Origin of the sequence: Mycolicibacterium madagascariense, from assembly GCF_010729665.1 — a bacterium.
Classification (GTDB): Bacteria; Actinomycetota; Actinomycetes; order Mycobacteriales; family Mycobacteriaceae; genus Mycobacterium; species Mycobacterium madagascariense.
On the sequence record NZ_AP022610.1, the window covers coordinates 4,960,438 to 4,983,392 of the forward strand.

A 22,955-nucleotide genomic window follows, 5' to 3' on the forward strand; every position below is an offset into this window, starting at 1 on the left:
GCGGTCAAAAGCCCGAGACAGCAGTGCTTTCAGTGAATCGACTTGCCGAGCGGCACGACCGTCGGATAACTTGGACATGTGTCCAGTGATGCCGTGGTTGCGATCACAGATGGGTCGACGGCGGGTGCGGGTGAGGCGCCGCGCAACCGCAGGCAGGAGGAGACCTTCCGCAAGGTGCTCGCCGCAGGAGTGGAGATGTTGCGCGAGTCGTCCTACGCCGATCTCACCGTGCGGGCCGTCGCGGCCCGCGCCAAGGTCGCCCCCGCCACCGCGTACACCTACTTCTCGTCGAAGAATCACCTCATCGCCGAGGTGTATCTGGATCTGATCCGCCAGGCGCCGTACTTCACCGACGTCAACGAGAGCCGCGTGACGCGCGTGGACAGGACGTTGCGCAGCCTGGCGCTGGCCGTCGCCGACGAGCCCGAGGTCGCCGCCGCCTGCACCACCGCCCTGCTCGGCGGCGGCAACGACGACGCCGTCGGCCGCGTGCGGGAGCGCATCGGCGCCGAGATCCACCGCCGCATCACCTCGGCCTACGGCCCGGAGCCCGACCACCGGCTGCTGTCGGCGCTGGAGATGACGTTCTTCGGCGCCCTCGTCCAGGCGGGCAGCGGCTACTTCACCTACCACCAGATCGCCGACCGGCTGGCATACGCGGTCGGCCTCATCCTGGGAGACGCTCCATGACCGTCGACGGCACGGGGGTGCTGCTGGACCCCTACGACTACGACTTCCACGAGGACCCCTACCCGTACTACAAGCGGCTGCGCGACGAGGCGCCGCTCTACCGCAACGACGAGCTCGGCTTCTGGGCGCTGTCGCGGCACGCCGACGTCCTCGCCGGTTTCCGCAACAGCACGACGCTGTCCAATCGCGAGGGCGTGTCGCTGGATCCGGTCTCGCGCAACAAGCACGCGTCCAAGACGATGTCCTTCCTCGCCATGGACGACCCCGACCACCTCAGGTTGCGCACCCTGGTGTCGAAGGGCTTCACCCCGCGCCGGATCCGCGAGCTCGAACCGCGGGTCACCGAGATCGCCGTACGACATCTCGACGTCATGATGGAACGGGCCGCAGACGGTGGCACCGTCGACTACGTCGCCGAATTCGCCGGCAAGCTGCCCATGGACGTCATCAGCGAGCTGATGGGCGTGCCGGAGCCCGACCGCGACCGGGTGCGGGCCTGGGCCGACGGCGTCATGCACCGCGACGACGGCGTCACCGACGTCCCGCCCGAGGCGATCGAGGCCTCGCTCAACCTCATCGTCTACTACCAGGAGATGGTTGCCGAGCGACGCAAGAAGCCCGCCGAGGATCTGACGTCGGCACTGCTGGAGGCCGAGATCGACGGCGACCGGCTCACCGACGACGAGATCATCGGCTTCATGTTCCTGATGGTCATCGCGGGTAACGAGACGACCACGAAACTGCTTGCGAATGCCGCTTTTTGGGGTGCCAAGAACCCCGATCAGATCGAGCCGCTATACGACGATCCGGGTCGCATCCCGCTGTGGGTCGAGGAGACATTGCGCTACGACACCTCCAGCCAAATCCTGGCGCGGCTGGTGACCGGCGACATGACGTTGTACGACACCACGATTCCCGATGGCGACGTCCTGCTGCTGCTGCCCGGGTCGGCCCACCGTGACGAGCGCGCCTTCGAGCGGCCCGACGAGTATCTGATCGGTCGCGACATCGGCGCCAAGCTCCAAAGCTTCGGCAGCGGTGCGCACTTCTGCCTCGGCGCCCATCTGGCCCGCATGGAGGCACGGGTGGCGCTCGCCGAGCTGTTCACCCGAATCCGGGGATACGAGGTGGACGAGGCCAACGCCGTCCGCGTCCACTCGAGCAACGTCCGCGGATTCGCCCACCTCCCCATCAGCGTGAAGGCCCGATAGATGCCCCGTTTCGCCCCACTGCCCGATCGTCGGCCGGCCATCGTGGCGGGTGCCTCCGCCGGCATCGGCGAGGCCACCGCCATCGAGCTCGCCAGACGCGGTTTTCCCGTCGCGCTCGGCGCCCGCCGGGTCGAGAAGCTCGACGACCTCGTCGGCAAGATCACCGCCGACGGCGGCGAGGCCGTGGGTTTTCACCTCGACGTCACCGACCCCCACTCGGTGCGGTCGTTCGTCGCGCAGGCCGAGGACGCCCTCGGTGAGATCGAGGTGCTCGTCGCGGGCGCCGGAGACACCTACTTCGGCAAGCTGGCCGACATCAGCAGCGATGACTTCGACTCGCAGTTGCAGATCCACCTCGTCGGGGCCAACCGGCTGGCGACGGCGGTGCTGCCCGGCATGCTCGAACGCCAGCGCGGTGACCTCATCTTCGTCGGCTCCGACGTCGCGCTGCGCCAGCGGCCGCACATGGGTGCCTACGGCGCCGCCAAGGCCGCCCTCGTCGCGATGGTCACCAACTTCCAGATGGAGTTGGAGGGCACGGGCGTTCGCGCATCGATCGTGCACCCGGGGCCCACGAAGACGTCGATGGGCTGGAGCCTGCCGGCCGAACTGATCGGTCCCGCGCTGGAGGACTGGGCCAAGTGGGGACAGGCCCGGCACGACTACTTCCTGCGCGCCTCGGACCTCGCCCGTGCGATCACCTTCGTCGCCGAGACCCCGCGCGGCGGGTTCATCGCGAACATGGAACTCCAACCGGAAGCGCCGTTGGCCACCACCACGGGCCGACAGAAGCTCGCCCTCGGCGAGGAGGGAATGCCGTCATGACCGAATCTCCCACTGCGACATCTCCCACTGCGACATCTCCCACTGCGGCGACGAAGGACGTGCCCCGCGTCTCGGGCGGGGAAGAAGAATACGGACACCTGGAGGAATTCCGCACCGACCCGATCGGGCTGATGCACCGCATCCGGTCCGAATGCGGTGACGTCGGCTGGTTCCAGCTGGCCGACAAGCAGGTCGTCATGCTGTCCGGCGCGGAGGCCAACGAGTTCTTCTTCCGCTCCAGCGACGCCGAACTCAACCAGGCCGAGGCCTACCCCTTCATGACGCCCATCTTCGGCGAGGGCGTCGTGTTCGACGCCGACCCCGAGCGTCGGGCCGAGATGCTGCACAACACCGCGCTGCGCGGTGAGCAGATGAAGGGCCACGCGGCGACCATCGAGAACGAGGTCAAGAAGATCATCGCCGACTGGGGCGAGCAGGGTGAGATCGAGCTGCTGGACTTCTTCTCCGAGCTGACGATCTACACCTCGACGGCGTGCCTCATCGGGCTGAAGTTCCGCGAGCAGCTCGACCGTCGGTTCGCCGAGTACTACCACCAGTTGGAGCGCGGCACCGATCCGCTGTGCTACGTCGATCCCTACCTCGACATCGAGAGCTTCCGCATCCGCGACGAGTCCCGCGTCAAGCTGGTCGCGCTGGTGCAGGAGATCATGGATGGTCGAATCGCCAACCCGCCCAAGGGAAAGGCGGACCGCGACCTGCTCGACGTCCTGGTGTCGATCAAGGACGACGACGGCAACCCCCGGTTCACGGCCAACGAAGTGACCGGCATGTTCATCTCGCTGATGTTCGCGGGTCACCACACCAGCTCGGGCACCTCGTCGTGGACGTTGATCGAGCTGCTGCGTCACCCCGACGTGTACGCCGACGTGCAGCGCGAGCTCGACGAGCTCTACGCCGACGGCCAAGAGGTGAGTTTCCATGCGCTGCGCCAGATTCCGCGACTCGACAACTCGCTGAAGGAGACGCTGCGCCTGCACCCGCCGCTGATCATCCTGATGCGCGTCGCGCAGGACGAGTTCGAGGTCGCGGGCTATCCAATACACCAGGGGCAGATGGTCGCTGCGTCGCCGGCGATCTCCAACCGGATCGCCGAGGACTTCCCGAACCCCGATGACTTCGACCCCGACCGCTACGAGAAGCCGCGGCAGGAGGATCTGGCCAACCGGTGGACGTGGATTCCCTTCGGGGCGGGCAAGCACCGGTGCGTCGGCGCGGCGTTCGCGCAGATGCAGATCAAGGCGATCTTCTCGGTGTTGTTGCGCGAGTACGAGTTCGAGATGTCCCAGCCGTCGGAGAGCTACCGCAACGATCATTCCAAGATGGTCGTGCAGCTGGCCCAGCCGGCGAAGGTGCGCTACCGCAGGCGGGCCTGAACCCATGGGGTGCTACCGCGTCGAGCTCGACGACGACCTCTGCCAGGGCCACGCGATGTGCGAACTGGAGGCACCGCAGGTGTTTTCCGTGCCCAAACGCGGGGTCGTAGAGATCCTTCAGGCAGAGCCACCCGACGACATCCGCGAGGACGTCGAGCGGGCGATCGAGATGTGTCCCACCCAAGCACTTTCACTGAAGGAGAAGGACTGACGATGGCATCCACACGCGCAGCCTTGGACGACTGGGTGCAGCGCTGGCTGCAGGCCAACGCGGACGCCGAGAAGGCCGGTGACTGGAAGCCGCTGGCCGACTTCTACGCCGACGACGCCACCTACGGCTGGAACATCGGGCCCAAGGAAGACGTCATGTGCATCGGCAAGGACGAAATCCGGGACATCGCACTGGGTTTGGAGATGGAGGGCCTGGAAAACTGGGTCTACGAATACCAGAAGGTGCTCGTCGACGAACAGCAGAGCGAGATCGTCGGGTTCTGGAAGCAGATCGTGAACAAGGGCGACGGCTCACGCGACGAGATCTACGGGATCGGCGGCAGCTGGTTCCGGCTCGACGACCAGCTGCTCATCGAATGGCAGCGCGACTTCTTCGACTTCGGCCACGTCGCCCACATGTTCGGTCAGCTCATCAGCTCCGGGGACCTCACGCCGACCATGCAGAAGCGCATCGAGCGCAGCGTCGCGGGCGAGAAACTGCCGGGTTACTACCCGCTCGGTCAGAGCCCCGTGCCGATCTGGTGACGATCCCACCAAGCAGTTGCTTGGGGTGGCTGTGACGCAGTTAACTAGAGGCTCTAGTCTGTGATCACATACCGAGTCGAGAGAGGTTCAGATGAAGACCAAGGGCGCTCTGATCTGGGAATTCAACAAGCCGTGGTCGATCGAGGAGATCGAGATCGGTGACCCCGTCAAGGACGAGGTCAAGATCCAGATGGAAGCGGCGGGCATGTGCCATTCCGACCATCACCTCGTTACCGGCGGCATTCCGATGATGGGCTTCCCGGTGCTCGGCGGCCACGAGGGCGCCGGCGTCGTGACCGAGGTCGGTCCCGGCGTCGAGGACATCGCGCCGGGTGACCACGTCGTGCTGTCGTTCATCCCGTCCTGCGGCAAGTGCCCGTCCTGTCAGGCCGGCATGCGCAACCTCTGCGATCTGGGCGCCGGACTGCTGGGCGGCACCGCGGTCTCCGACGGCACCCACCGCATCACGGCCAACGGCCAGCCCGTCTTCCCGATGACCCTGCTCGGCACGTTCAGCCCGTACATGGTGGTGCACCGCAGCTCGGTCGTGAAGATCGACCCGTCGATCCCCTTCGAGGTGGCCTGCCTGGTGGGCTGCGGCGTCACCACCGGTTACGGCTCGGCCGTGCGCGCCGGTGACATCCGGCCCGGTGACGACGTCGCGATCATCGGCGTCGGCGGGGTCGGCATGTCCGCGCTGCAGGGTGCGGTCAACGCGGGCGCACGCAACCTCTTCGTCGTCGAGCCGGTCGAGTGGAAGCGCGACGCAGCACTGAAGTTCGGTGCGACACATGCATATCCGGACATGGAGGCTGCGTTCGCCGGTGTCGCCGAGGTGACCCAGGGACTCATGGCCAAGCAGGTCATCGTGACCGTCGGCGAGCTGCACGGCAAGGACGTCGACAACTACGTCAACCTGACGGCCAAGGGTGGCACGACCGTCGTGACGGCCATCGGCAGCATGATGGACACCGACGTGTCGCTCAACCTGGCGATGCTCACCCTGCTGCAGAAGCGCTTGCAGGGCACCATCTTCGGTGGCGGCAACCCGCACTTCGACATCCCCCAGCTCCTGTCGATGTACAAGGCGGGCAAGCTCAACCTCGACGACATGATCACCCGGCAGTACAAGCTGGAGCAGATCAACGACGGTTACACCGACATGCTCGAGGGTCGCAACATCCGCGGCGTCATCCGCTTCACCGACGCCGACAGGTAGTCCCGTGACAACCGTCGAACAAGCGCCGGTGGCGACGGCGTCGGAGGCGTCGTGGCGGTGCGTGCAGGCCGGTGACCGCGCCGGCTGGCTCGCGCTGATGAGCGACGACGTCGTCATCGAGGACCCGATCGGCGAGGCCGTCACCAATCCCGACGGTCGCGGCATCCGCGGCAAGGAGGCGGTCGCGGCGTTCTACGACGCCAACATCGGGCCGAACCGTCTGACGGTCACGCGCGAGGCGACCTTCCCGTCGAGCTCGCCGACCGAGATCGCCTACATCCTGGTGTTGCACACCGTCTTTCCGAACGGGTTCACCGCGACCGTACGCGGGGTGTTCACCTACCGGGTCGACGACGCCGGCCTCATCACCAACCTTCGCGGCTACTGGAACATGGATGCCATGGAGTTTGGGCAGGAAGACTGAACGGCGCCGTCGTCGTCGGCGGTTCCCGGGGAATCGGGCTCGCGGTGGCCGAACTCCTGGCCGCCGACGGCGTCGGGGTGGTGATCAACGGGCGCGACGACGAGGCCGTCTCCTCCGCCGTCGCCCGGGTCGGCGGTAGCGCCATCGGCCTGCCCGGTTCGCCGGCCGACCCGAAGATCGCCGACGCGCTCGTCGCGACCTGCCTGAGTGAATTCGATTCCGTCGACGCCCTGATCAACTGTGCCGGCATCGCCGAGCCTGCGGGGTCCTCGATCCTCAACGTGACGTCGGGGCAGTTCCACGATCTGCTCGACGCGCACCTCGGCACGGTGTTCGAGACCTGCCGGGCGGCCGCGCCCGAGATGGTGGCCCGCGGCGGCGGCGCCATCGTCAACACCAGCTCGTTCGCGTTCCTCGGTGACTACGGCGGAACCGGCTATCCGGCCGGCAAGGGCGCCGTCAACAGCCTGACGCTGGCAATTGCTGCCGAGCTGAAGTCAGCCGGTGTGCGCGCCAACGTCGTGTGCCCTGGCGCAAAGACGCGGTTGTCGGAGGGGCCGGAGTACGAGGCCCAGATCGCCGATCTGCACCGGCGCGGACTTCTCGACGAGGTCAGCACCAGGGGTGCGCTCGACGCCGCGCCGCCCGAGTACGCCGCGCCGCTGTACGCGTACCTGGCGAGTGATCTGGCGAAGCACGTCACCGGCCAAATCCTGGTCGCCGCTGGCGGGTTCGTCGGCCGGTTCGACCGGCGGCCGCCCAGCGTGCTCGCCTACCGCGATCACCACGACGCGCCACCGTGGTCGCCGGCCGAGCTGGACGGTGTGCTGGGCAACCGCGGCGAGGCCTGAGAACTGGACAAGTCAGCAAAGATGCGTCATGGTCGTCTAGTGATGAACCGTTCTCCCCGATCCCTGAAGCCTCGTTTGCTGGCAGCAGCCGCTGGGCTCGCCGTGGCCGCCGCGCCGATCGCCGTCGCGCCCGCCCACGCCGACGGCGCCGACGACGCCTTCTTTGCCGCCCTGGGCGCCGCGGGCATCGGAGTCAACGAAACCGTCGCCAGGACCGTCGCACACAGCGTCTGCCCGTCGCTGAAGAAGGGCGCCAAGTCGTTTGCCTGGACGGTGTCGGGCGTGGTCGCCGGCGGCGTCCCGCGCGAGGTCGCCACCACGTTCACCGGGCTGGCCGTGCGGTCCTACTGCCCCGAGATGATCAAGTCGACGCTGGGCGTCTAACTAGCGCCGGTGCACGCCGAACACGCGGCGCAGCGCCACGAAGCGCACCAGCGTAGCCACCAGGTTCGCCACCACCAGGACCGACAGTTCGCCCACCCGGCCGATGGGCAGGTGGCACCGGTGCACCACGAACAGTGAGCCGCTGGTGATCGCCAGACCGAAGGCGAACACCACCAACCCATGCAGTTGATGTCGGGCGGCGCCGGTGGCACCGCGCACGCCGAAGGTGAAGGCGCGGTTGGCCGCGGTGTTGGCGATGGCCGTCACCAGCAGTGCGACGAGATTGGCCACCTGCGAACCCAGCACCGGATGCAGCACCAGGTACAGCAGGGCGTAGGCGAGCGTGCTCGCCACCCCCACGATGCCGAACCGGACCAGTTGGCCGACCATCCCCTTCGGGACACCGGGCACCAGCGGTTCGCGCCCGAGCGCGGCCTGCAGTTCGCGCAGCGGCAGCGCCCCGGTAGCCAGTGCGCGGCCCACCCGCCAACAACCCTTGAGGTCCTCGACCGCGGTGCGCACGACGTCGACCCGCGAATCGGGGTCGTCGATCCAGTCGACCGGCACCTCGTGGATGCGCAGGCCGGCCCGTTCGGCGATGACCAGCAGCTCGGTGTCGAAGAACCAGCCGGTGTCGACCACCAGCGGCAACAGCTGGCGGGCCACGTCGGCGCGGATGGCCTTGAAACCGCACTGCGCATCCGAGAAGCGCGCCCCCAGCATGCCGCGGAGCATCAAATTGTAACTGCGGGAGACGAATTCGCGTTTCGGACCGCGTATCACGCGGGAGGACGCCGTCAGCCGGGTGCCGATCGCGACGTCGGAGTGACCCGACACCAGCGGGGCGACGAGCGGCATCAGCGCGGTCAGATCGGTCGACAGGTCGACGTCCATGTAGGCGACCACGTCGGCGGGCGACGCAGTCCACGCCGCGTGCAGCGCACCACCGCGCCCCTTCGCACCCAGGTGCATGACGTAGACGTGCGGCAGCTCTTCGGCCAGACGTCGCGCGACGGCCAGCGTGCCGTCAGTACTTGCGTTGTCCGCCACGGTGATTCGGGCCGGATACGGCACCTCCGCGGCCAGGAACCGAGACAGCCGACGGATGCAGTCGCCGAGTGCGCGTTCTTCGTCGAACACCGGGATGACGACGTCGAGCACATAGCTCGGCTCACTGGGTCGCGACGAGGACCAGGTAAGGCCGCCGGCCTTGGTCGACTTCGCCAGGTCGGTCACGATTCCACGGTCCCGACGCAAGCTGCCACCGCTCTGCCCCGGCGCTGAGAACCGACTGTCAGCAGGTTTGCTCGACGTCCCGGGTCATCGAGCGGCCCGCAACGTCGTGCCCGTCCCCGGGCTGGCATGCTCGACCCATGGCCTCCGTCTTCACCAAGATCATCAACCGCGAGATCCCCGGTCGATTCGTCTACGAGGACGACGACGTCGTCGCCTTCCTCACGATCGAACCCATGACGCAGGGGCACACGCTGGTGGTCCCGCGCGAGGAGATCGACAACTGGCAGAGCGTGGACCCGGCGGCCTTTCAGCGCGTGATGGCGGTGGCGCAGCGCATCGGCCGCGCCGTGTCGACGGCGTTCGGCACCGAGCGGTCGGGCTTGATCATCGCCGGGCTCGAGGTGCCGCACCTGCACGTCCACGTGTTCCCGGCCCGCGACCTGGCCGACTTCGGGTTCGCCAACGTCGACCGCAACCCGTCACCGGAATCCCTCGACGAGGCGCAGACCAAGATCAAGGCCGCACTGGCACAACAGGATTGAGGTGGGCGGCCCTCCCCCCACGGCGGTCCTCAGCCCAGAGCAGCCCTCAGCCCACGGCGGCGGGCACGTCCGCGGCGGCCACGTCCGCGATCCGCGGCAGCTGCACGGTGAACCGGCAGCCGGACCCCGGCGCCGTCGTGACGCCGACCGTGCCGCCATGGGCGCTCACCAGCGAGTCGACGATGGACAGCCCCAGCCCCGAGCCACCGCTGGTGCGCGCCCGCGAGGAGTCGGTCCGGTAGAACCGTTCGAAGATGCGGTGGGCGTCGTCGCGGCTCATGCCCGGCCCCTCGTCGCACACCTCGAGGATCGCGTGGTCCTCCTCGGTGCCGACGCGGATCGAGATGCTCGCGGTCTCCGGGGTGTGCTGCAGTGCGTTCGCCACCAGGTTGCCCAGCACCTGCCGCAACCGCGCCTCGTCCCCGACGACCTCGGGGATGCCCGGCCCGTCGAACACCTCCATCGTGATGCTGCGCTTCGGCGCGATCGAGCGGGCGTCGTGCACGGCGTCGCTCGCCAGCGCCAGCAGATCGACTCGGCGTTGCTCCAGTGGCCGCTGCGCGTCCAGGCGGGCCAGTAGCAGCAGATCCTCGACCAGCAGACCCATGCGCTGCGACTCGCTCTCGATGCGACTCATCAGCAGCTCGACGTCGCGCGCGGCACCCTGGCGGTACAGCTCGGCGAAGCCGCGGATGGTCGTCAGCGGGGTGCGCAGTTCGTGGCTCGCGTCGGTGATGAAGCGCCGCATCCGGTCCTCGGACGTGCGCGCCTGTTCCGCCGACGCCTCGGACGAGGCGACCGCGCGCTGGATCTGGGCGAGCATGCCGTTCAGCGCGAGGGACAGCCGGCCGACCTCGGTGCGCGAATCACGTTGCGGGATGCGGCGATCGAGCTCGCCGGCGGCGATCGCCGCAGCGGTCTGCTCGACTTCGACCAGGGGACGCAGGCTGCGGTGCACCACGGCAAAGCCCGCGATGCCGAGCACCAGCAGCACCGCGACGCCGATGCCCACCTGCGACCACGTCAGGGCCCGCACGGTCGACGACACGTCGGACAGGTCGATCGCCACGGTGGTCAGTTCGCCGTGCAGACCCCGCACCGTCATCGCCCGCCACTGGACGTTCGAATGGTCGATGGACCCCACGGTGACCGGGACGGGACCGACGTCGTTGCTATCGGGCAGTGCGGGCTCGGCCTCGCGGTCGTTGACCGCCATCCAGATGCGGCCGTCGGAGTCGATGCCCCTGACGTAGAAGTTCGACGGTGGCCGCGCCGGGTTCGGATCCTCGATCGGGGTGGTGGGCATGCGGCGCGGCGCCTGCGCCCAGCCCCGCGAGGCGTCGAGCAGTGTCTCGTCGACGCGGTTTATCAGGCTGTGCCGCATGATCGAGGTGACGGCGATCCCGGAGGCGAGCAAACCGCAGGCCACCAGCACCAGGGTCGCTGCGACCAGCCCCACCCGAAGGGGGATGCCGCGCGCACGCAAACCTGCCATTCCCCCATTGTGCAAAAAGCGAGGCCGTTGCCGAGCGATCTCGCGCATCCAGGGTGCTTAGCGCGGCTCGCGCAGCACGTAGCCCACCCCGCGCAGCGTGTGCAGCAGCCGCTTCTCGCCGGTGTCGATCTTGCGGCGAAGGTACGACACGTAGGACTCGACGACGTTGACGTCGCCCCCGAAGTCGTAGCGCCAGACGTGGTCGAGGATCTTCGGCTTGGACAGCACCGTGCCCGCGTTGATGATGAAGTACCGCAGCAGGGTGAACTCGGTCGGCGACAGCGACACGGGTTCGCCGGCCTTCCACACCTCGTGGGTGTCCTCGTCGAGTTCGATGTCGGCGAAGGTCAGCCGCGCACTGCGGGGCTCCTCCACGCCGCGGCCGGACCGCCGCAGGATGACGCGCAGCCGCGCCACCACCTCTTCGAGGCTGAACGGCTTGGTGACGTAGTCGTCGCCGCCGAGCGTGAGGCCGGCGATCTTGTCCTGCAGCGAGTCGCGCGCGGTGAGGAACAGCGCAGGCGAGTCGATGCCGTCGGCGCGCAGCCGACGCAGCACGCCGAAGCCGTCCATGCCCGGCATCATGACGTCGAGGATCACGGCATCGGGGCGGACCTCGCGCGCCTTGTCCAGTGCGGCAGGCCCGCTCGACGCGGTGTGCACCTCGAAGCCCTGGAACTTCAGGCTCACCGAGAGCAGCTCGACGATGTTCGTTTCGTCGTCGACGACGAGCACGCGCGCTTCTGGGACCGATTCCGTGCTTGCAGCCATGGCCATGCCATCAATGTCCTCCAATTTCTGTCCATTGACGCTGCGGGGGGACTGTGAGCTTCCTGTGAGTCACTCCCGTGGCTATCTTCTCGCCGATTGCTGTGAGCCCCGCCATAGACTGAGCGCCATGAACCTCGGCAGAGCGCTCGTCGACGCGGTCACCGCGCCGGTCCGCATCGGGCTGGCCGTTGCCGACGTGGGCCTCGGGATCGCCGGGGAGACGCTGCACGTCGTCCAGCGCGGAATCGGCGACGGCACGGTCCCCACCGGGCGGTCCTCGTTCGCCCAGATGCTCGGCCTCGAAGAGGCGGTGGAGCGCGCCAATCGACTGGCCCACCTCATGGACGACGACGCCCCGCTCGGGCGCGCGCTGGCCCCCGACGGCCCCATCAACCGGTTGCTCCGCCCGGGCGGCATCGTCGATCAGCTCACCGCCGAGGGCGGACTGCTCGACCGGCTGACGGCGGAGAACGGACCCGTCGCCCGTGCCGTCGCCCCCGGCGGACTGATCGATCAGCTGACCTCGGAGGGTGGCCTCGCCGACCGGCTCACCACCGACGACGGCGCGATCTCCCGACTCATTGCGCCCGGCGGCCTGGCCGATCAACTCCTCGCCAACGACGGGCTCATCGAACGCGTGCTCCGCGAGGACGGCGTTGCCGACAAGCTGCTCTCCGAGGGCGGTCTGCTCGACACCCTGACCGCCGAGCAGGGGCCGCTGCTGAAACTCGCCGACGTTGCCGACACCCTCAACCGGCTCGCTCCCGGACTGGAGGCCCTGGCGCCGACGATCGACGCCCTGCACGAGGCCGTCATCACGCTCAGTCAGGTGGTCAACCCGTTGAGCAACATCGCGGGCCGCATTCCCCTGCCGCGGTCTCGCACACGTCGCCCCACGCCCCGGCCGGTGACCTCGCAGCGGATCGTGGACACCGACGAATGACCCGATACGATCCCTACCAGTGCCTCCTTAGCTCAGCGGTAGAGCAACGCTCTTGTAAAGCGTAGGTCGTCGGTTCAATCCCGACAGGGGGCTCCACCTCCGAGCACGGGCATGCGCTGGCGCGCTACGCCGACGCATGCCCGATACCTCTTCTCTAGCGCTGCGACCCGCCACGCTCGGCGGGCAGCGGCGGCAATTGCGAGGTGTCACCCGGGTTGGGGTTGGCCGGCGGGCGCGCGGAAGAATCTCCCGGCGCGGCCGGGGCCGACCCGCCCGACGGCGGTGGCGGCGGGGCTTGCTCGCCTGCCCCGGGTCCGCCGGGTCCTTGACCGGGTCCGCCAGGTCCCTGACCGGGGCCTTGACCGGGGCCCTGACCGGGTCCGCCGGGGCCGCCGGGTCCTTGACCGGGCGGGGGAGGCGGCGGCCCGCCGGGCCCACCCGGTCCGCCGGGTCCACCAACTCCGGGTCCCCCGGGTCCGCCGAATCCGGGTCCACCGGACGGAGGTGGCGGCGGTCCACCGGGCCCACCCGGCCCACCGGGTCCACCGGGCCCACCCGGCCCGCCGAAACCGGGTCCGCCAGGTCCGCCGGGTCCGTGGGGTCCACCCGGGCCGCCGAAACCGGGCTGGTGCGCTCCCGGCGGCGGTGGCGGACCCTGGGGCCCGTATCCGGGGCCGAACCCGGGGTCCGGCTGGTCGACGGCCGCGGTGCCGACCGTCAACGACATCATCGGGTGCGCGTCGACCGCCCAGCCGCCGAACAGGCCGACCACCAGACCGACGAGCGCAGACCCGACCGCCACCCCGACCGGGTGTTGGCGGGCGGGCGCGGTGACCGACTCCCACCGACCGCGTCGCCGCTCCGGCTCCACCTCCGGCTCGCGGGCCTGCGCCGGTTCTGCGGTTCCGTACAACTGGGCGGTGGGGGCTTCGTCGCCCTCCCTCTCACTCGAAACATCATGTGCTGCTTCGTCATTGCTCATCAGCGACTCCCATTCTCTTCGTGTGCCGATGGCCGCGACGCTAATGACGGAGGGTGAAGCCAACCTGAAGCCCGCCACATCTTCAGACTGAGTTCAGGAGGGCCACGTCAGAATGGGTGCATGGCCGCCACCTCCGACGACGATCGCCGTACGGCCCGCGTCCTCGTCGTCGAGGACTCCGATGCGATTCGCGAGATGGTCGTGGAGGCCCTCGGCGCCGCGGGGTACGTCTGCATTGGGCGCGTCGACGGCGACGGGCTCGAGGAGACGCTGGACGGACACCGCCCCGATCTGGTCGTCCTCGATGTCATGCTGCCCGGGCGTGACGGCTTCGCCCTCATGGACGTGGTGCGCAGCTGGGGTGAGGTGGGCGTCATCATGCTCACCGCACGCGACGGCCTGCCCGACCGCCTGCGCGGGCTCGACGGCGGCGCCGACGACTACGTCGTCAAGCCCTTCGAGATGTCGGAGCTGGTCTCCCGGGTCGGCGCGGTCCTGCGCCGCCGCGGCCGGCTGCCCGCCACCATTCAGGTCGGCGACCTCGTCGTGGACAGGGGCGCCGGGGTTGCCGCGCGGGCGGGCGCGCGACTCGACCTGACCGCGACCGAGCTGCGGCTGCTCGACTTCCTGCTCGACCAGCGCGGCCGCACCGTCAGTGCGAACCAGATCCTCAACGCGGTGTGGGGATACGCCTCCTACGACGACAACCTGGTGCACGTCCACATCAGCAGTCTCAGAAGGAAATTGGAGGCCCACGGCCCCCGAATCGTGCACACTGCCCGGGGCATCGGCTACCGCCTGCAGGCAGCCCGCCCGTGACCACGGGCACACCGACACCCACGCCGTCACTGCGGCGACGCGTGATCCTCGGCGCCCTCGTCCTGCTGGCGGTGCTCTTGGTGTTGCTGGGCGTCGTGATCGACCTCCTGATCGGCGCCCAGGCCCGTCGCGACATGCACGACCGGATGATGGCGGGCGTCGCCCGGGCCAATGCCCTCGTGACCGCGGGGACCCCGCCGGCGCAGGTCGCGGCCGAACTCAACGGCGGCGGCATCAGGGCCCTGCTCGTCGCCCCGGACGGCAGCACCTACGGGGATCAGTCCGTGTCAACGGATCTCACCGACGGCGCCGTCGCGCCGCTGCCCCCACCACCCCCGCCACCGGAGCCCGGGGGACCCGAACCCGGCGGACCCGAACCCGGCGGACCTGGTCCCCCGCGGCCGCCGCCACCGCCTCCCGACGCGAGCGCAACGGCCACGATCCGTCCCCTGCCCGGCGGCGGGAAGGTGATCCTGGTGGCCGACACCACGTCGACGACGAAACTGCTGCAGCAGCTTCGCATCATCCTGGTCGCCTCGGGTCTCGCCGTGCTGGTGATCGCGGCGATCGGGGTGGCGCTGGTGGTCCGCGGCGCGATGGTGCCCCTGCACAGGCTCACCGGCGTCGCGGAGTCCATCACCGGCGGAGACCGCGGACGTCGCGTGCGCCCCGACCGTCCGAGCACCGAATTAGGCCGCGCCGCAACGGCTTTCGACACCATGCTCGACGCCCTGGAGTCCTCGGAGAGCCGCGCCAGGACGGCCGCCGACACCGCCGCCAAGGCCGAATCCGCGACGCGGGCCTTCCTCGCCGACGCCGCGCACGAGCTGCGCACCCCGATCGCGGGCATACAGGCCGGCGCCGAGCTGATCGTGCAGGCGGCCAGCCAACGCGACGACGAGGAGGCCGCCGCCCAGCGGCATCGCGCCGAACTGGTGCTCACCGAAGCCCGCCAGGCCGGCCGGCTCGTCGGCGACATGCTGGACCTCAGCCGCATCGACGCGGGGCTCCCCCTGGACCTGCAGCGGTGCGACCTCGTCGCGCTGGCCGAGGCCGAACGCGATCGCAGCGCGATGCTGGCGCCCGCGATCACCGTGCGACGCGTCGGCGTCCCGTCGCTGACGATCACGGCGGATCCGAGCCGGATCGCGCAGATCCTCGCCAACGTGCTCGACAACGCCCGCCGCCACACCCCCGCCGGCGGCACCATCGACGTCGACGTGCAATCCGCCGCCGGGCGCGCCGAGGTGACCGTCACCGACACCGGACCCGGCGTGCCCGAGGGTCAGCGGTCGCGGATCTTCGAGCGACTGGTCCGCCTCGACGAGGCGCGGGCGCGCGACGGCGGCGGCGCCGGGCTCGGTCTGCCGATCGCCCGCGCGCTGGCCCGCGCCCACGGCGGCGACCTCGTCTGCGTCGCGCACGGCTCGGGCGCCCGGTTCCGGTTGTCGCTTCCGCTCGAGGGGACGCCGACCGCACGCTGACCCGCCGACATCGGCTCTCGCTGGTCCGTCCCGTCGGACCGCTACACTCCCCCGGAGCGAAGGGGGCGCCGTGGCGGAGGCTGGATTCTGGATCGTCTGGGGCATCCCCACCCGCGGGCGCGAGCGTCGGGCGCTGGAGCTGCTCAAGACCTCGACCACGGGTTATCTCGACGAGCTGCGCCGCGACGGACGGATCGAACGCCACGACGCCGCGATCCTGCGCCCGCAGAGCACCGAACTCGGCGGCTTCATCCTGATCCAGGGCAGCACCGAGCAGCTCGACGCGCTCCGGGAGGACGCGACGTTCCAGCAGTGGGTCACCCAGATCCAGCTGGTGGCCGACCGGGTGGGCATCGTCGACGCGTGGGTCAATAACGGCCTCCCGGAGGCTTACGCGCTCTACGATGAGGCCCTTCGCGCACTCGACTGACGGTTCAGCCAGGCGTCGCCCGGTAACGCGCGGGGCACGTGTGGCGAAAGCTGCGAGTGGGGCGTGTCGACCCCGTTCCACCGTCAGAAGGGCCCTGCATGGGAGCGTCCGCGTACATCGGTCGAGTGGGGACCCTGGCCGTCGCGCTGGGCGTGGGAACCGCGATCGCGACGGGATCCGGGGTGGCCGTCGCGGATTCCGCGTCGAGCCCCTCGGCCAGCTCGAGCACGTCGGACTCGAAGGCCGGCACCTCGGCCGGCTCGGACGCGAAGACCACGGGGGCGGACGCCTCGGCGTCGGGCACGGGCCAGGCCGCGAGCACCCCCGCCGAGTCGACCAGCAAGCCCGAGCCGACCACCAAGTCCGAGCCGACCACCAAGTCCGAGCCGACCACCAAGCCCGCATCCACGCCAGGCGAGTCCACCCCGGCGCCCACCTCGTCGACCAATGCACCCGCGTCGAGCACCACCTCCACGACCGTCGGCGACGGCGTCGTGGTCAGCGCGCAAAGCACGACGGGGACGTCGGGAGCGGCGCCCAGCGCCACCCCAGACCCCACCCACGAGCCGACGCCCACGCCCACGCCCACGAAGGCAGCCGAGTCGAAGACCACCCACCCGACCGCCACCACGCCGGCGGCCACCACCCCCGCGGTCACCACCCCCGCAGTCACCGCAACGAAGACCACCGCGGCGTCGCCCTCGCCAACCCCCAAGGTGCAGAACACGATTGCGGCCCAGTCCGCGGCCGCCGCCGACGTGGCCGTCGCCCAGTCGATCTCGATACCGACGGCCGCCGTCGTCCTCACCCCCGCGCCGGCACCGAGGGTCGCGCTGCCGACCCCGCTCGAGGTCGTGCGCGGCGTCGTGTCCACGGTCGTGGGTTGGGCGCTGGGCCCGCTCCTCGGGTCGGGGCCCGCCGCGCCGCCCGCCCCGCCGCTGGCGTGGTCGCTACTGGCCTTCGCGCGGCGCGAGTTCGACGACTTCGTCACCGCGGTGACCGGCCGGACCACCCAGGTGTCGGCGCCGACGCTGACGCTGGCCGCTGCGACGACCGCCCTGGCGCAGGCGGCGGTCAACCTGCCCGGCTTCCCGCTGCCGGGCGCGCAGTTGAGCCCATCGACGCAGTTCGTCCAGTGGCTCACCGGCAACTACCAGACCGGCAACCCGCTGATCGCGAACACGTTGAGCCGTTTCGGGATCGACGGCACCGACGTCGGCGTCACGTGGGACAACGGGATGGTCGACGATCCGAGCACGCCGTACGACGAGCACCAGGTGCTGATGGCGTTCGGCGACACGTTCAGCGGCCCGAACATGACCGGCAACTGGCGCTTCAACGTGCTGCTGCGCAGCGCCGACACCGATCTGTCCGACGGGGAGACCATCCCCAACGGAGAGTGGTTCAACGGCAACATGTTTGGCGGTACCCCGCTGAGCAGCCCCACCACCGCCCGCCAGATCATCCACCCCGATGGCTTGCCCGCCGGCATCACGCTGATCCCGACGGCGGGCGTCTCGATCCCCACGCCGGGCACCCAGTTCGGCGTCACCCAGTACCTGAACTTCATGTCGGTGACGAACTGGGGCGCCCCCGGCACGTGGACGACGAACTACTCGGCGATCGCGTACTCGACCGACAACGGCGAGAACTGGACCGTCGCACCGTCGTCGGTCCGCTACAACGATCCCTTCAGCGGCAACGCCAAGTTCCAGCAGGGCGCCTTCGTCCGGCCCGGCGACGGCTACGTCTACAGCTACGGCACGCCGAACGGCCGCCAGGGCGCGGCCTACGTGTCCCGCGTCGCGGAGAAGGACATCCTCGACACGACCAAGTACGAGTACTACAACAAGGGCTCGGCGGGCGGCTGGTTCGGCATCGGCGCCGTCAAGGCGGGCTGGTACAAGAACCAGCCCGCGAAGGCGTCGGCGATGTTCGGCCAGAGCAGCGGCGCCTGCGGTGTCGCGACGCCGGGCACCCAGGTCAGCGAGATGTCGGTGCAGTACAACAAGCTGCTGAACAAGTACGTGGTCCTCTACGGCGATCAGTTCAACAACATCGTCATGCGGACGTCGGACACCCCGCAGGGCACCTGGTCGGCGGCGAAGGTCCTGATGGCACAGCAGTCCGGCGGCATCTACGCCCCGATGATGCACCCGTGGTCCCCGTCCACGATGGGCACGGGCACCGACCTGTACTGGAACCTGTCGCTGTACTCGGAGTACAACGTCATGCTGATGAAGACCGATCTGACCAAGGTGTAGGCGGCGAATCGTGAAGTGCTCGTTGGTGATTGGCGCTGCGGTGGCCGCGCTGCTGGCGTCGCCGTCCGGGGCGGCCCGCGCCGACCCCCTGCCGCCGGCCCCCGACGCACCGTGCGCCGCCGACGTCGACGGTGCGCTGACGTGGCCCGTCGGCGCCAAGGCGCCCCTCGGATGCGCCGACGGACGATGGGAACCGGTCACCGATCCCTACCCGATCAGCGCGAAGTGGGCGAGCTACGGCCCGTCGATGACGCTGCACGGCCAGGGCAGGCCCAACCCCAACCTCCTCTCGGGTGTCTGGACCGCCACCCCGTTGAGTCCCGAAAGTGCTTGCAGTGCAACGCAATCTGCCGTCATCCCGGGAAGTCCGACGGTGGGTCCGCCACGGGTCGACCGGGCCGCGGCCGGTCAGCCGCTGTCGTTCGACGTGGTGCCGGTGCTCTTCACCATCGAGATGAGCGGCGACTGTCTGTGGCAGCGCGCCGACTAGGTCCCACCGCTCGGGCCCGAGCCCCGATCGGTCGACGCACCTAGACTCGACTACGTGCGCGACGTGCTCGACGAGCTGCTCTCGGTGTGGCGGGCCGGAGGGACCGCCGGCCTGGCCACCGTCGTGCGCACGATCGAATCCGCCCCTCGCACGGCGGGCGCGGCGATGGTGGTCTCCCCCAGCGGTTCGGTGGCGGGCTCGGTGTCCGGCGGCTGCGTCGAGGCCGCGGTGTACGAGCTGGCCAACGACGTGGTGCAGACCGGAACGCCGCAGCTGCAGCGCTACGGCATCACCGACGACGATGCGTTCGCCGTCGGGCTCACCTGCGGCGGCATCATCGACGTCTTCGCCGAACCCGTCTCCCGACGCACGTTCCCCGAGCTGGACGCGGTGGCGCAAGCCATCGCCGCGGGCCGACCGACGGCGACGGCCACGGTGATCGGACATCCCGACGCCGACCGCGTCGGGCGCCGGATCGTCCTCGACGAGACCGCCGCCGCGGGTTCGCTGGGCTCGCGCAGGGCCGACGACGCCGTCGTCGACGACGCCCGCGGACTGCTGGCCGCGGGCCGGACCACGGTGCTCACCTACGGTCCCGATGGCGAGCGTCAGGGCGACGGGATGGCGGTCTTCGTCGCGAGCTACGCACCCCCGCCGCGGATGATCGTCTTCGGCGCCATCGACTTCGCCGCCGCGCTCACCCGGCAGGCCGCGCTGCTCGGCTACCGGGTCACGGTGTGCGACGCCCGGCCGGTCTTCACGACGCAGGCCCGCTTCCCCACCGCCGACGAGATCGTCGTCGACTGGCCCGACCGCTACCTCGCCGCCCAGCAGGCCATGGGCGCCATCGACGCGCGCACCGTGATCTGCGTGCTGACCCACGATCCCAAGTTCGACGTGCCGGTGCTGTCGGTGGCGCTGCGCCTGCCGCAGGTCGGGTACGTCGGCGCGATGGGATCGCGCAAGACCCACGTCGACCGGCTCGACCGGCTGCGGCTGGAGGGGCTGACCGACGCGCAGATGAGTCGGCTGGCCAGTCCCATCGGACTCGATCTCGGCGCTCGCACCCCGGAGGAGACGGCGGTGTCGATCGTCGCCGAGATCATCGCCAAACGCTGGGGCGGTGGCGGCCGTCCGCTGGCCGAGGTGGACACGCGCATCCACCGCGGGTGACGGCGGGTCGGGTCGGGTCGGTCAGCCCGTCACGCCGCGCAGGCCGTCGGCGCCGAACACCGGTTCGAGCATCGAGGAGTAGTCCGGTCCCCGGCGCAGTTGCTGGCCGCCGTCGACGTTGATGACCTGCCCGGTGATCCAGCTCGCCGCGTCGCTGAGGAGGAACACCGCGGCGGCCGCGACGTCGGTGACCTCGCCAACCCGCGGCAGCGGGGTGTTGATGCGGTAGTCCTCGCTGAGCTCGGGTGAATCCAGCACCAGCGCCACGAGATCGGTGCGGATGAGACCGGGGCGGATGGAGTTGACCCGCACCCGGGACGCCCCGAGTTCGTCGGCGCCCAGCTGCACGAGGTGATCGATGCCGGCCTTGCTGACGCCGTAGGCGCCGAACCAGCGGTGGGTGTTGCTCGACGCGATCGACGAGATGGCGACGAACGAACCGCCGCCGGTGCGCACCATCTCCTTGGCGCTGTGCTTGAGCACGTACATGCTCCCGTTGACGTTCAGGTCGACGGTGCGGCGCCACGCCTCGGAGTCGACCTGGGTGATCGGGCCGATCGTCTCGGATCCGCCCGCGCAGTGCACGACGCCGTTCAGCCTGCCGTGCCACGCCGTGGCGGCCTCCACCATGGCGCTCACCTCGTCCTCGTGGGTGACGTCGGCGGGTTCGTAGCGGACCTCGCCGGCTCCGTCGGGGGCCTGCGCCGCGATCTCGTCGCGCGCGGCCGCGAGGCGGTCGGCGTTGCGGCCGACCAGCATGACGTCACCGCCGGAGGCGACGACCGCGGCGGCCACGCCCTTGCCGATGCCGCTGCCACCGCCGGTGACGATGATGGTGCGATCCGCCAGCGAAAGATGCATCGTTGCCCCTCGAGGAAAACTAGAACACGTTCTCGTAATGGAACCACGGCGGTCCTCGGGGGGCCAGCGAGGGTGGCTCGCCGTCACAGCCGCCGCGAAGTCAGCTCCCAGAAACCGTACGACCGCACCACTTCTTCGCGCGAAGACCGCTGCCATCGGCGCTCATCAGCGTATTGTCACCTGTGTAAGGACCAGCCCGTGACGGCTCACCCAAGGGAAGGCGTGGCGATGACTACCCGGACGACACCCCGACAGACCTCATCCCGACGACTGCTCCTCGCCGGCGGCTTCGCCGTCGCGATCGCGGCCGCCCCCGCCGCCGCGCTGTTCTCCGGGACGCCCGCGGCGCCCACCTTCGGGGCGTGCGTCAACGGCGAGACCGCCGACACCTACACCAACGTCTGCACCCCGGACCTCGTGCCCAACTCGTCCTCGCTGCCCGCCGTCGACGGCATCCCGTGTACGGGCGGCAACTCCGGGCAGTGCATCGGCCTGTCCGAGAACGCTCCGCAGTACCAGGCGCCCAACTCGACGATCGGGTCCAGCCCCACCGTCCACGGCTCCACCGACTAGCTGCTCGCTCCGACACGCACCCAGTGAACTAGCGGTATCTGCGCAGAGCGCTGCCAGCTTCCGTACGATCCCCGCATGTCGCTCTCCGGATCTTCCGTCCGCCGCCTCCTGATCGCCGGCGCATTCATGCTCGCCGTCTCCGCCGGGCCTGCTATCTCGGCGCTCGCCGCCCCATCCGCGCCGCTGGCCGACTGCGCGGTCGGCGAGGACGCCGACGCATACACGGGCGAATGCGTGCCGTTCGCCGTCCCCAACTCGCCGGCGCCGTTCACGACCACCGCGGCCAACCCCGACGTGCCCGAGGTCGACGGCGTCCCGTGCACCGGCAGCGACTCCGGCGCGTGCATCGGGCTGGCCGAGGACGCCCCGCAGTACGTCGCGCCCGAGTCGACCATCGGGTCGAGTCCCACCGTCACGGGCTCGACGAACTGACCCGCTGAGCGGGCAACCTGCCGATCTGGTGCGGATTTCCTGCAACGTCCCTAGAATTCCCTGGACGGGGCGTCAATTATCGGCGTACCTTCCCGCGATCTCGAGAAAGCGTGACCATGGCGCACTGTGACATCTCCCTACGACGCATGATCCTCGCCGGCGGCTTCGCGCTGGTGCTCGCGGGCGGACCGGCGGTGGTCGCGCTGTCGACGCCGGCGATCGCGGGCGCCGTGACGTCGTGCCAGCCGGGCGAGGAGGAGGACCTCTACTCGGGCGCCTGCCTGCCCCACACCGCGCCGAGTTCGCCCGCGGGCGGCGGCTCGGCGGTCGACCCGATCCCGGGTGGTTCGCTGTCGGCGGTCGACGGCGTGCCGTGCACGGGTGGCGACACCGGCAAGTGCATCGGACTGCAGGAGGACGCGCCGCAGTTCCAGCAGCCCCCAACGAGCATCGACGGCCAGTAGCGGCGATCGGACCAGGCGATTCGACGAGTCGCCTAGAGTTGATGCCATGGCTGCCAAACCAGATCCCGCCGAAATCGGCGACGTCGAACCACTCGCCGACAGCACGGCCCGTCAGGCGCGGCGCGTCGTCGCCGCCTACGCGACCGACGCCGACGAATGCCGGGTCTTCCTGTCGATGCTCGGCATCGGACCGGCGAAACTCGAGGCATAGGTGAATCCGGAGGAAGGCCAACCAGCTGACT

The 22,955-nt window shown here is 69.7% G+C and carries 27 protein-coding genes and 1 tRNA gene; 23 read left to right on the forward strand and 5 right to left on the reverse strand.

Going from position 1 to position 22,955, the window contains the following annotated elements:
• The first annotated feature begins 78 nt into the window (after positions 1-78).
• The 10 genes from G6N60_RS23465 to G6N60_RS23510 all read left to right on the forward strand — a co-directional run bounded on the left by G6N60_RS23465 (position 79) and on the right by G6N60_RS23510 (position 7,754).
• Positions 79-690, forward strand: coding sequence for a TetR family transcriptional regulator (locus G6N60_RS23465; RefSeq protein ID WP_163741744.1), 612 nt, complete (start codon positions 79-81; stop codon positions 688-690).
• On the forward strand, positions 687-1,901 hold the full coding sequence (locus tag G6N60_RS23470) for a cytochrome P450 (RefSeq protein ID WP_163741747.1): 1,215 nt from the start codon (positions 687-689) through the stop codon (positions 1,899-1,901). The genes G6N60_RS23465 and G6N60_RS23470 overlap by 4 nt, the downstream gene beginning before the upstream one ends.
• A complete protein-coding gene (locus G6N60_RS23475; RefSeq protein WP_163741749.1) occupies positions 1,902-2,726 on the forward strand; it encodes an SDR family oxidoreductase in 825 nt (274 codons plus the stop codon).
• Positions 2,723-4,120, forward strand: coding sequence for a lanosterol 14-alpha demethylase (locus G6N60_RS23480; protein WP_246240973.1), 1,398 nt, complete (start codon positions 2,723-2,725; stop codon positions 4,118-4,120). The genes G6N60_RS23475 and G6N60_RS23480 overlap by 4 nt, the downstream gene beginning before the upstream one ends.
• 4 nt (positions 4,121-4,124) lie before the next feature.
• Positions 4,125-4,331 carry a ferredoxin gene (locus G6N60_RS23485; protein WP_163741751.1) on the forward strand — a complete coding sequence of 69 codons (207 nt, stop codon included), beginning with the start codon at positions 4,125-4,127 and terminating at the stop codon, positions 4,329-4,331.
• Between the two features lie 2 nt (positions 4,332-4,333).
• Complete coding sequence (locus G6N60_RS23490; RefSeq protein WP_163741753.1) at positions 4,334-4,876, forward strand: nuclear transport factor 2 family protein; 543 nt, start codon at positions 4,334-4,336, stop codon at positions 4,874-4,876.
• A 91-nt stretch (positions 4,877-4,967) separates the two neighbouring features.
• Complete coding sequence (locus tag G6N60_RS23495; protein ID WP_163741755.1) at positions 4,968-6,095, forward strand: NDMA-dependent alcohol dehydrogenase; 1,128 nt, start codon at positions 4,968-4,970, stop codon at positions 6,093-6,095.
• A 4-nt stretch (positions 6,096-6,099) separates the two neighbouring features.
• Positions 6,100-6,519: a nuclear transport factor 2 family protein gene (locus tag G6N60_RS23500; RefSeq protein WP_163741758.1), complete on the forward strand. Its 420-nt coding sequence runs from the start codon at positions 6,100-6,102 to the stop codon at positions 6,517-6,519.
• Entirely contained in the window at positions 6,516-7,370 is an 855-nt protein-coding gene (locus G6N60_RS23505; protein ID WP_163744441.1) for an SDR family NAD(P)-dependent oxidoreductase, read from the forward strand. Before G6N60_RS23500 ends, G6N60_RS23505 begins: the two co-directional genes overlap by 4 nt.
• A gap of 75 nt (positions 7,371-7,445) precedes the next feature.
• Positions 7,446-7,754, forward strand: coding sequence for a DUF732 domain-containing protein (locus G6N60_RS23510; protein ID WP_246240978.1), 309 nt, complete (start codon positions 7,446-7,448; stop codon positions 7,752-7,754).
• On the opposite strand, the gene G6N60_RS23515 is transcribed toward G6N60_RS23510, so the two are convergent.
• Positions 7,755-8,990, reverse strand: coding sequence for a bifunctional glycosyltransferase family 2/GtrA family protein (locus G6N60_RS23515; protein WP_372510994.1), 1,236 nt, complete (start codon positions 8,988-8,990; stop codon positions 7,755-7,757).
• Positions 8,991-9,127: 137 nt separating this feature from the next.
• Between G6N60_RS23515 and G6N60_RS23520 the strand changes: the two genes are divergently transcribed.
• Entirely contained in the window at positions 9,128-9,532 is a 405-nt protein-coding gene (locus tag G6N60_RS23520) for an HIT family protein (RefSeq protein WP_163741762.1), read from the forward strand.
• A 46-nt stretch (positions 9,533-9,578) separates the two neighbouring features.
• On the opposite strand, the gene G6N60_RS23525 is transcribed toward G6N60_RS23520, so the two are convergent.
• Both G6N60_RS23525 and G6N60_RS23530 read right to left on the reverse strand, forming a co-directional pair.
• The gene (locus tag G6N60_RS23525) at positions 9,579-11,027 is read right to left on the reverse strand and encodes a sensor histidine kinase (protein ID WP_163741764.1); all 1,449 of its coding nucleotides are present in this window, start codon (positions 11,025-11,027) and stop codon (positions 9,579-9,581) included.
• A gap of 57 nt (positions 11,028-11,084) precedes the next feature.
• Positions 11,085-11,804: a response regulator transcription factor gene (locus tag G6N60_RS23530; RefSeq protein WP_163741766.1), complete on the reverse strand. Its 720-nt coding sequence runs from the start codon at positions 11,802-11,804 to the stop codon at positions 11,085-11,087.
• A 121-nt stretch (positions 11,805-11,925) separates the two neighbouring features.
• On the opposite strand from G6N60_RS23530, the gene G6N60_RS23535 reads away from it, so the two are divergent.
• The gene (locus tag G6N60_RS23535; RefSeq protein WP_163741768.1) at positions 11,926-12,741 is read left to right on the forward strand and encodes a hypothetical protein; all 816 of its coding nucleotides are present in this window, start codon (positions 11,926-11,928) and stop codon (positions 12,739-12,741) included.
• Between the two features lie 21 nt (positions 12,742-12,762).
• Positions 12,763-12,837 (forward strand) — tRNA-Thr (locus G6N60_RS23540).
• A gap of 58 nt (positions 12,838-12,895) precedes the next feature.
• Here G6N60_RS23540 and G6N60_RS28325 read toward each other — a convergent pair.
• Positions 12,896-13,723 carry a hypothetical protein gene (locus tag G6N60_RS28325; RefSeq protein WP_179969734.1) on the reverse strand — a complete coding sequence of 276 codons (828 nt, stop codon included), beginning with the start codon at positions 13,721-13,723 and terminating at the stop codon, positions 12,896-12,898.
• Between the two features lie 120 nt (positions 13,724-13,843).
• Here G6N60_RS28325 and G6N60_RS23550 point away from each other — a divergent pair, with 120 nt between their 5' ends.
• The 6 genes from G6N60_RS23550 to G6N60_RS23575 all read left to right on the forward strand — a co-directional run bounded on the left by G6N60_RS23550 (position 13,844) and on the right by G6N60_RS23575 (position 20,383).
• Positions 13,844-14,542 carry a response regulator transcription factor gene (locus G6N60_RS23550; protein WP_163741770.1) on the forward strand — a complete coding sequence of 233 codons (699 nt, stop codon included), beginning with the start codon at positions 13,844-13,846 and terminating at the stop codon, positions 14,540-14,542.
• Complete coding sequence (locus G6N60_RS23555) at positions 14,539-16,026, forward strand: sensor histidine kinase (protein ID WP_163741772.1); 1,488 nt, start codon at positions 14,539-14,541, stop codon at positions 16,024-16,026. The genes G6N60_RS23550 and G6N60_RS23555 overlap by 4 nt, the downstream gene beginning before the upstream one ends.
• Before the next feature lie 70 nt (positions 16,027-16,096).
• Complete coding sequence (locus G6N60_RS23560) at positions 16,097-16,456, forward strand: hypothetical protein (RefSeq protein ID WP_163741775.1); 360 nt, start codon at positions 16,097-16,099, stop codon at positions 16,454-16,456.
• Between the two features lie 98 nt (positions 16,457-16,554).
• Entirely contained in the window at positions 16,555-18,720 is a 2,166-nt protein-coding gene (locus G6N60_RS23565) for a glycoside hydrolase family 183 protein (RefSeq protein ID WP_163741777.1), read from the forward strand.
• A gap of 10 nt (positions 18,721-18,730) precedes the next feature.
• A complete protein-coding gene (locus G6N60_RS23570) occupies positions 18,731-19,210 on the forward strand; it encodes a hypothetical protein (RefSeq protein ID WP_246240981.1) in 480 nt (159 codons plus the stop codon).
• Between the two features lie 54 nt (positions 19,211-19,264).
• Complete coding sequence (locus G6N60_RS23575; protein WP_163741779.1) at positions 19,265-20,383, forward strand: XdhC family protein; 1,119 nt, start codon at positions 19,265-19,267, stop codon at positions 20,381-20,383.
• Between the two features lie 21 nt (positions 20,384-20,404).
• Here the strand turns inward: G6N60_RS23575 and G6N60_RS23580 are convergent, their stop codons facing one another.
• Complete coding sequence (locus G6N60_RS23580; protein WP_163741781.1) at positions 20,405-21,244, reverse strand: SDR family oxidoreductase; 840 nt, start codon at positions 21,242-21,244, stop codon at positions 20,405-20,407.
• Positions 21,245-21,472: 228 nt separating this feature from the next.
• Between G6N60_RS23580 and G6N60_RS23585 the strand changes: the two genes are divergently transcribed.
• The 4 genes from G6N60_RS23585 to G6N60_RS28180 all read left to right on the forward strand — a co-directional run bounded on the left by G6N60_RS23585 (position 21,473) and on the right by G6N60_RS28180 (position 22,924).
• Positions 21,473-21,817, forward strand: a complete 345-nt coding sequence (locus G6N60_RS23585; protein WP_163741784.1) for an intersectin-EH binding protein Ibp1 — start codon at positions 21,473-21,475, stop codon at positions 21,815-21,817.
• A 75-nt stretch (positions 21,818-21,892) separates the two neighbouring features.
• Entirely contained in the window at positions 21,893-22,249 is a 357-nt protein-coding gene (locus G6N60_RS23590) for an intersectin-EH binding protein Ibp1 (RefSeq protein WP_163741785.1), read from the forward strand.
• Between the two features lie 116 nt (positions 22,250-22,365).
• Positions 22,366-22,713 (forward strand): intersectin-EH binding protein Ibp1, encoded by a 348-nt coding sequence (locus G6N60_RS23595; protein ID WP_163744448.1) that lies wholly within the window; start codon positions 22,366-22,368, stop codon positions 22,711-22,713.
• Between the two features lie 46 nt (positions 22,714-22,759).
• Positions 22,760-22,924 carry a hypothetical protein gene (locus tag G6N60_RS28180; RefSeq protein ID WP_170312574.1) on the forward strand — a complete coding sequence of 55 codons (165 nt, stop codon included), beginning with the start codon at positions 22,760-22,762 and terminating at the stop codon, positions 22,922-22,924.
• The last annotated feature ends 31 nt before the right edge of the window (positions 22,925-22,955 follow it).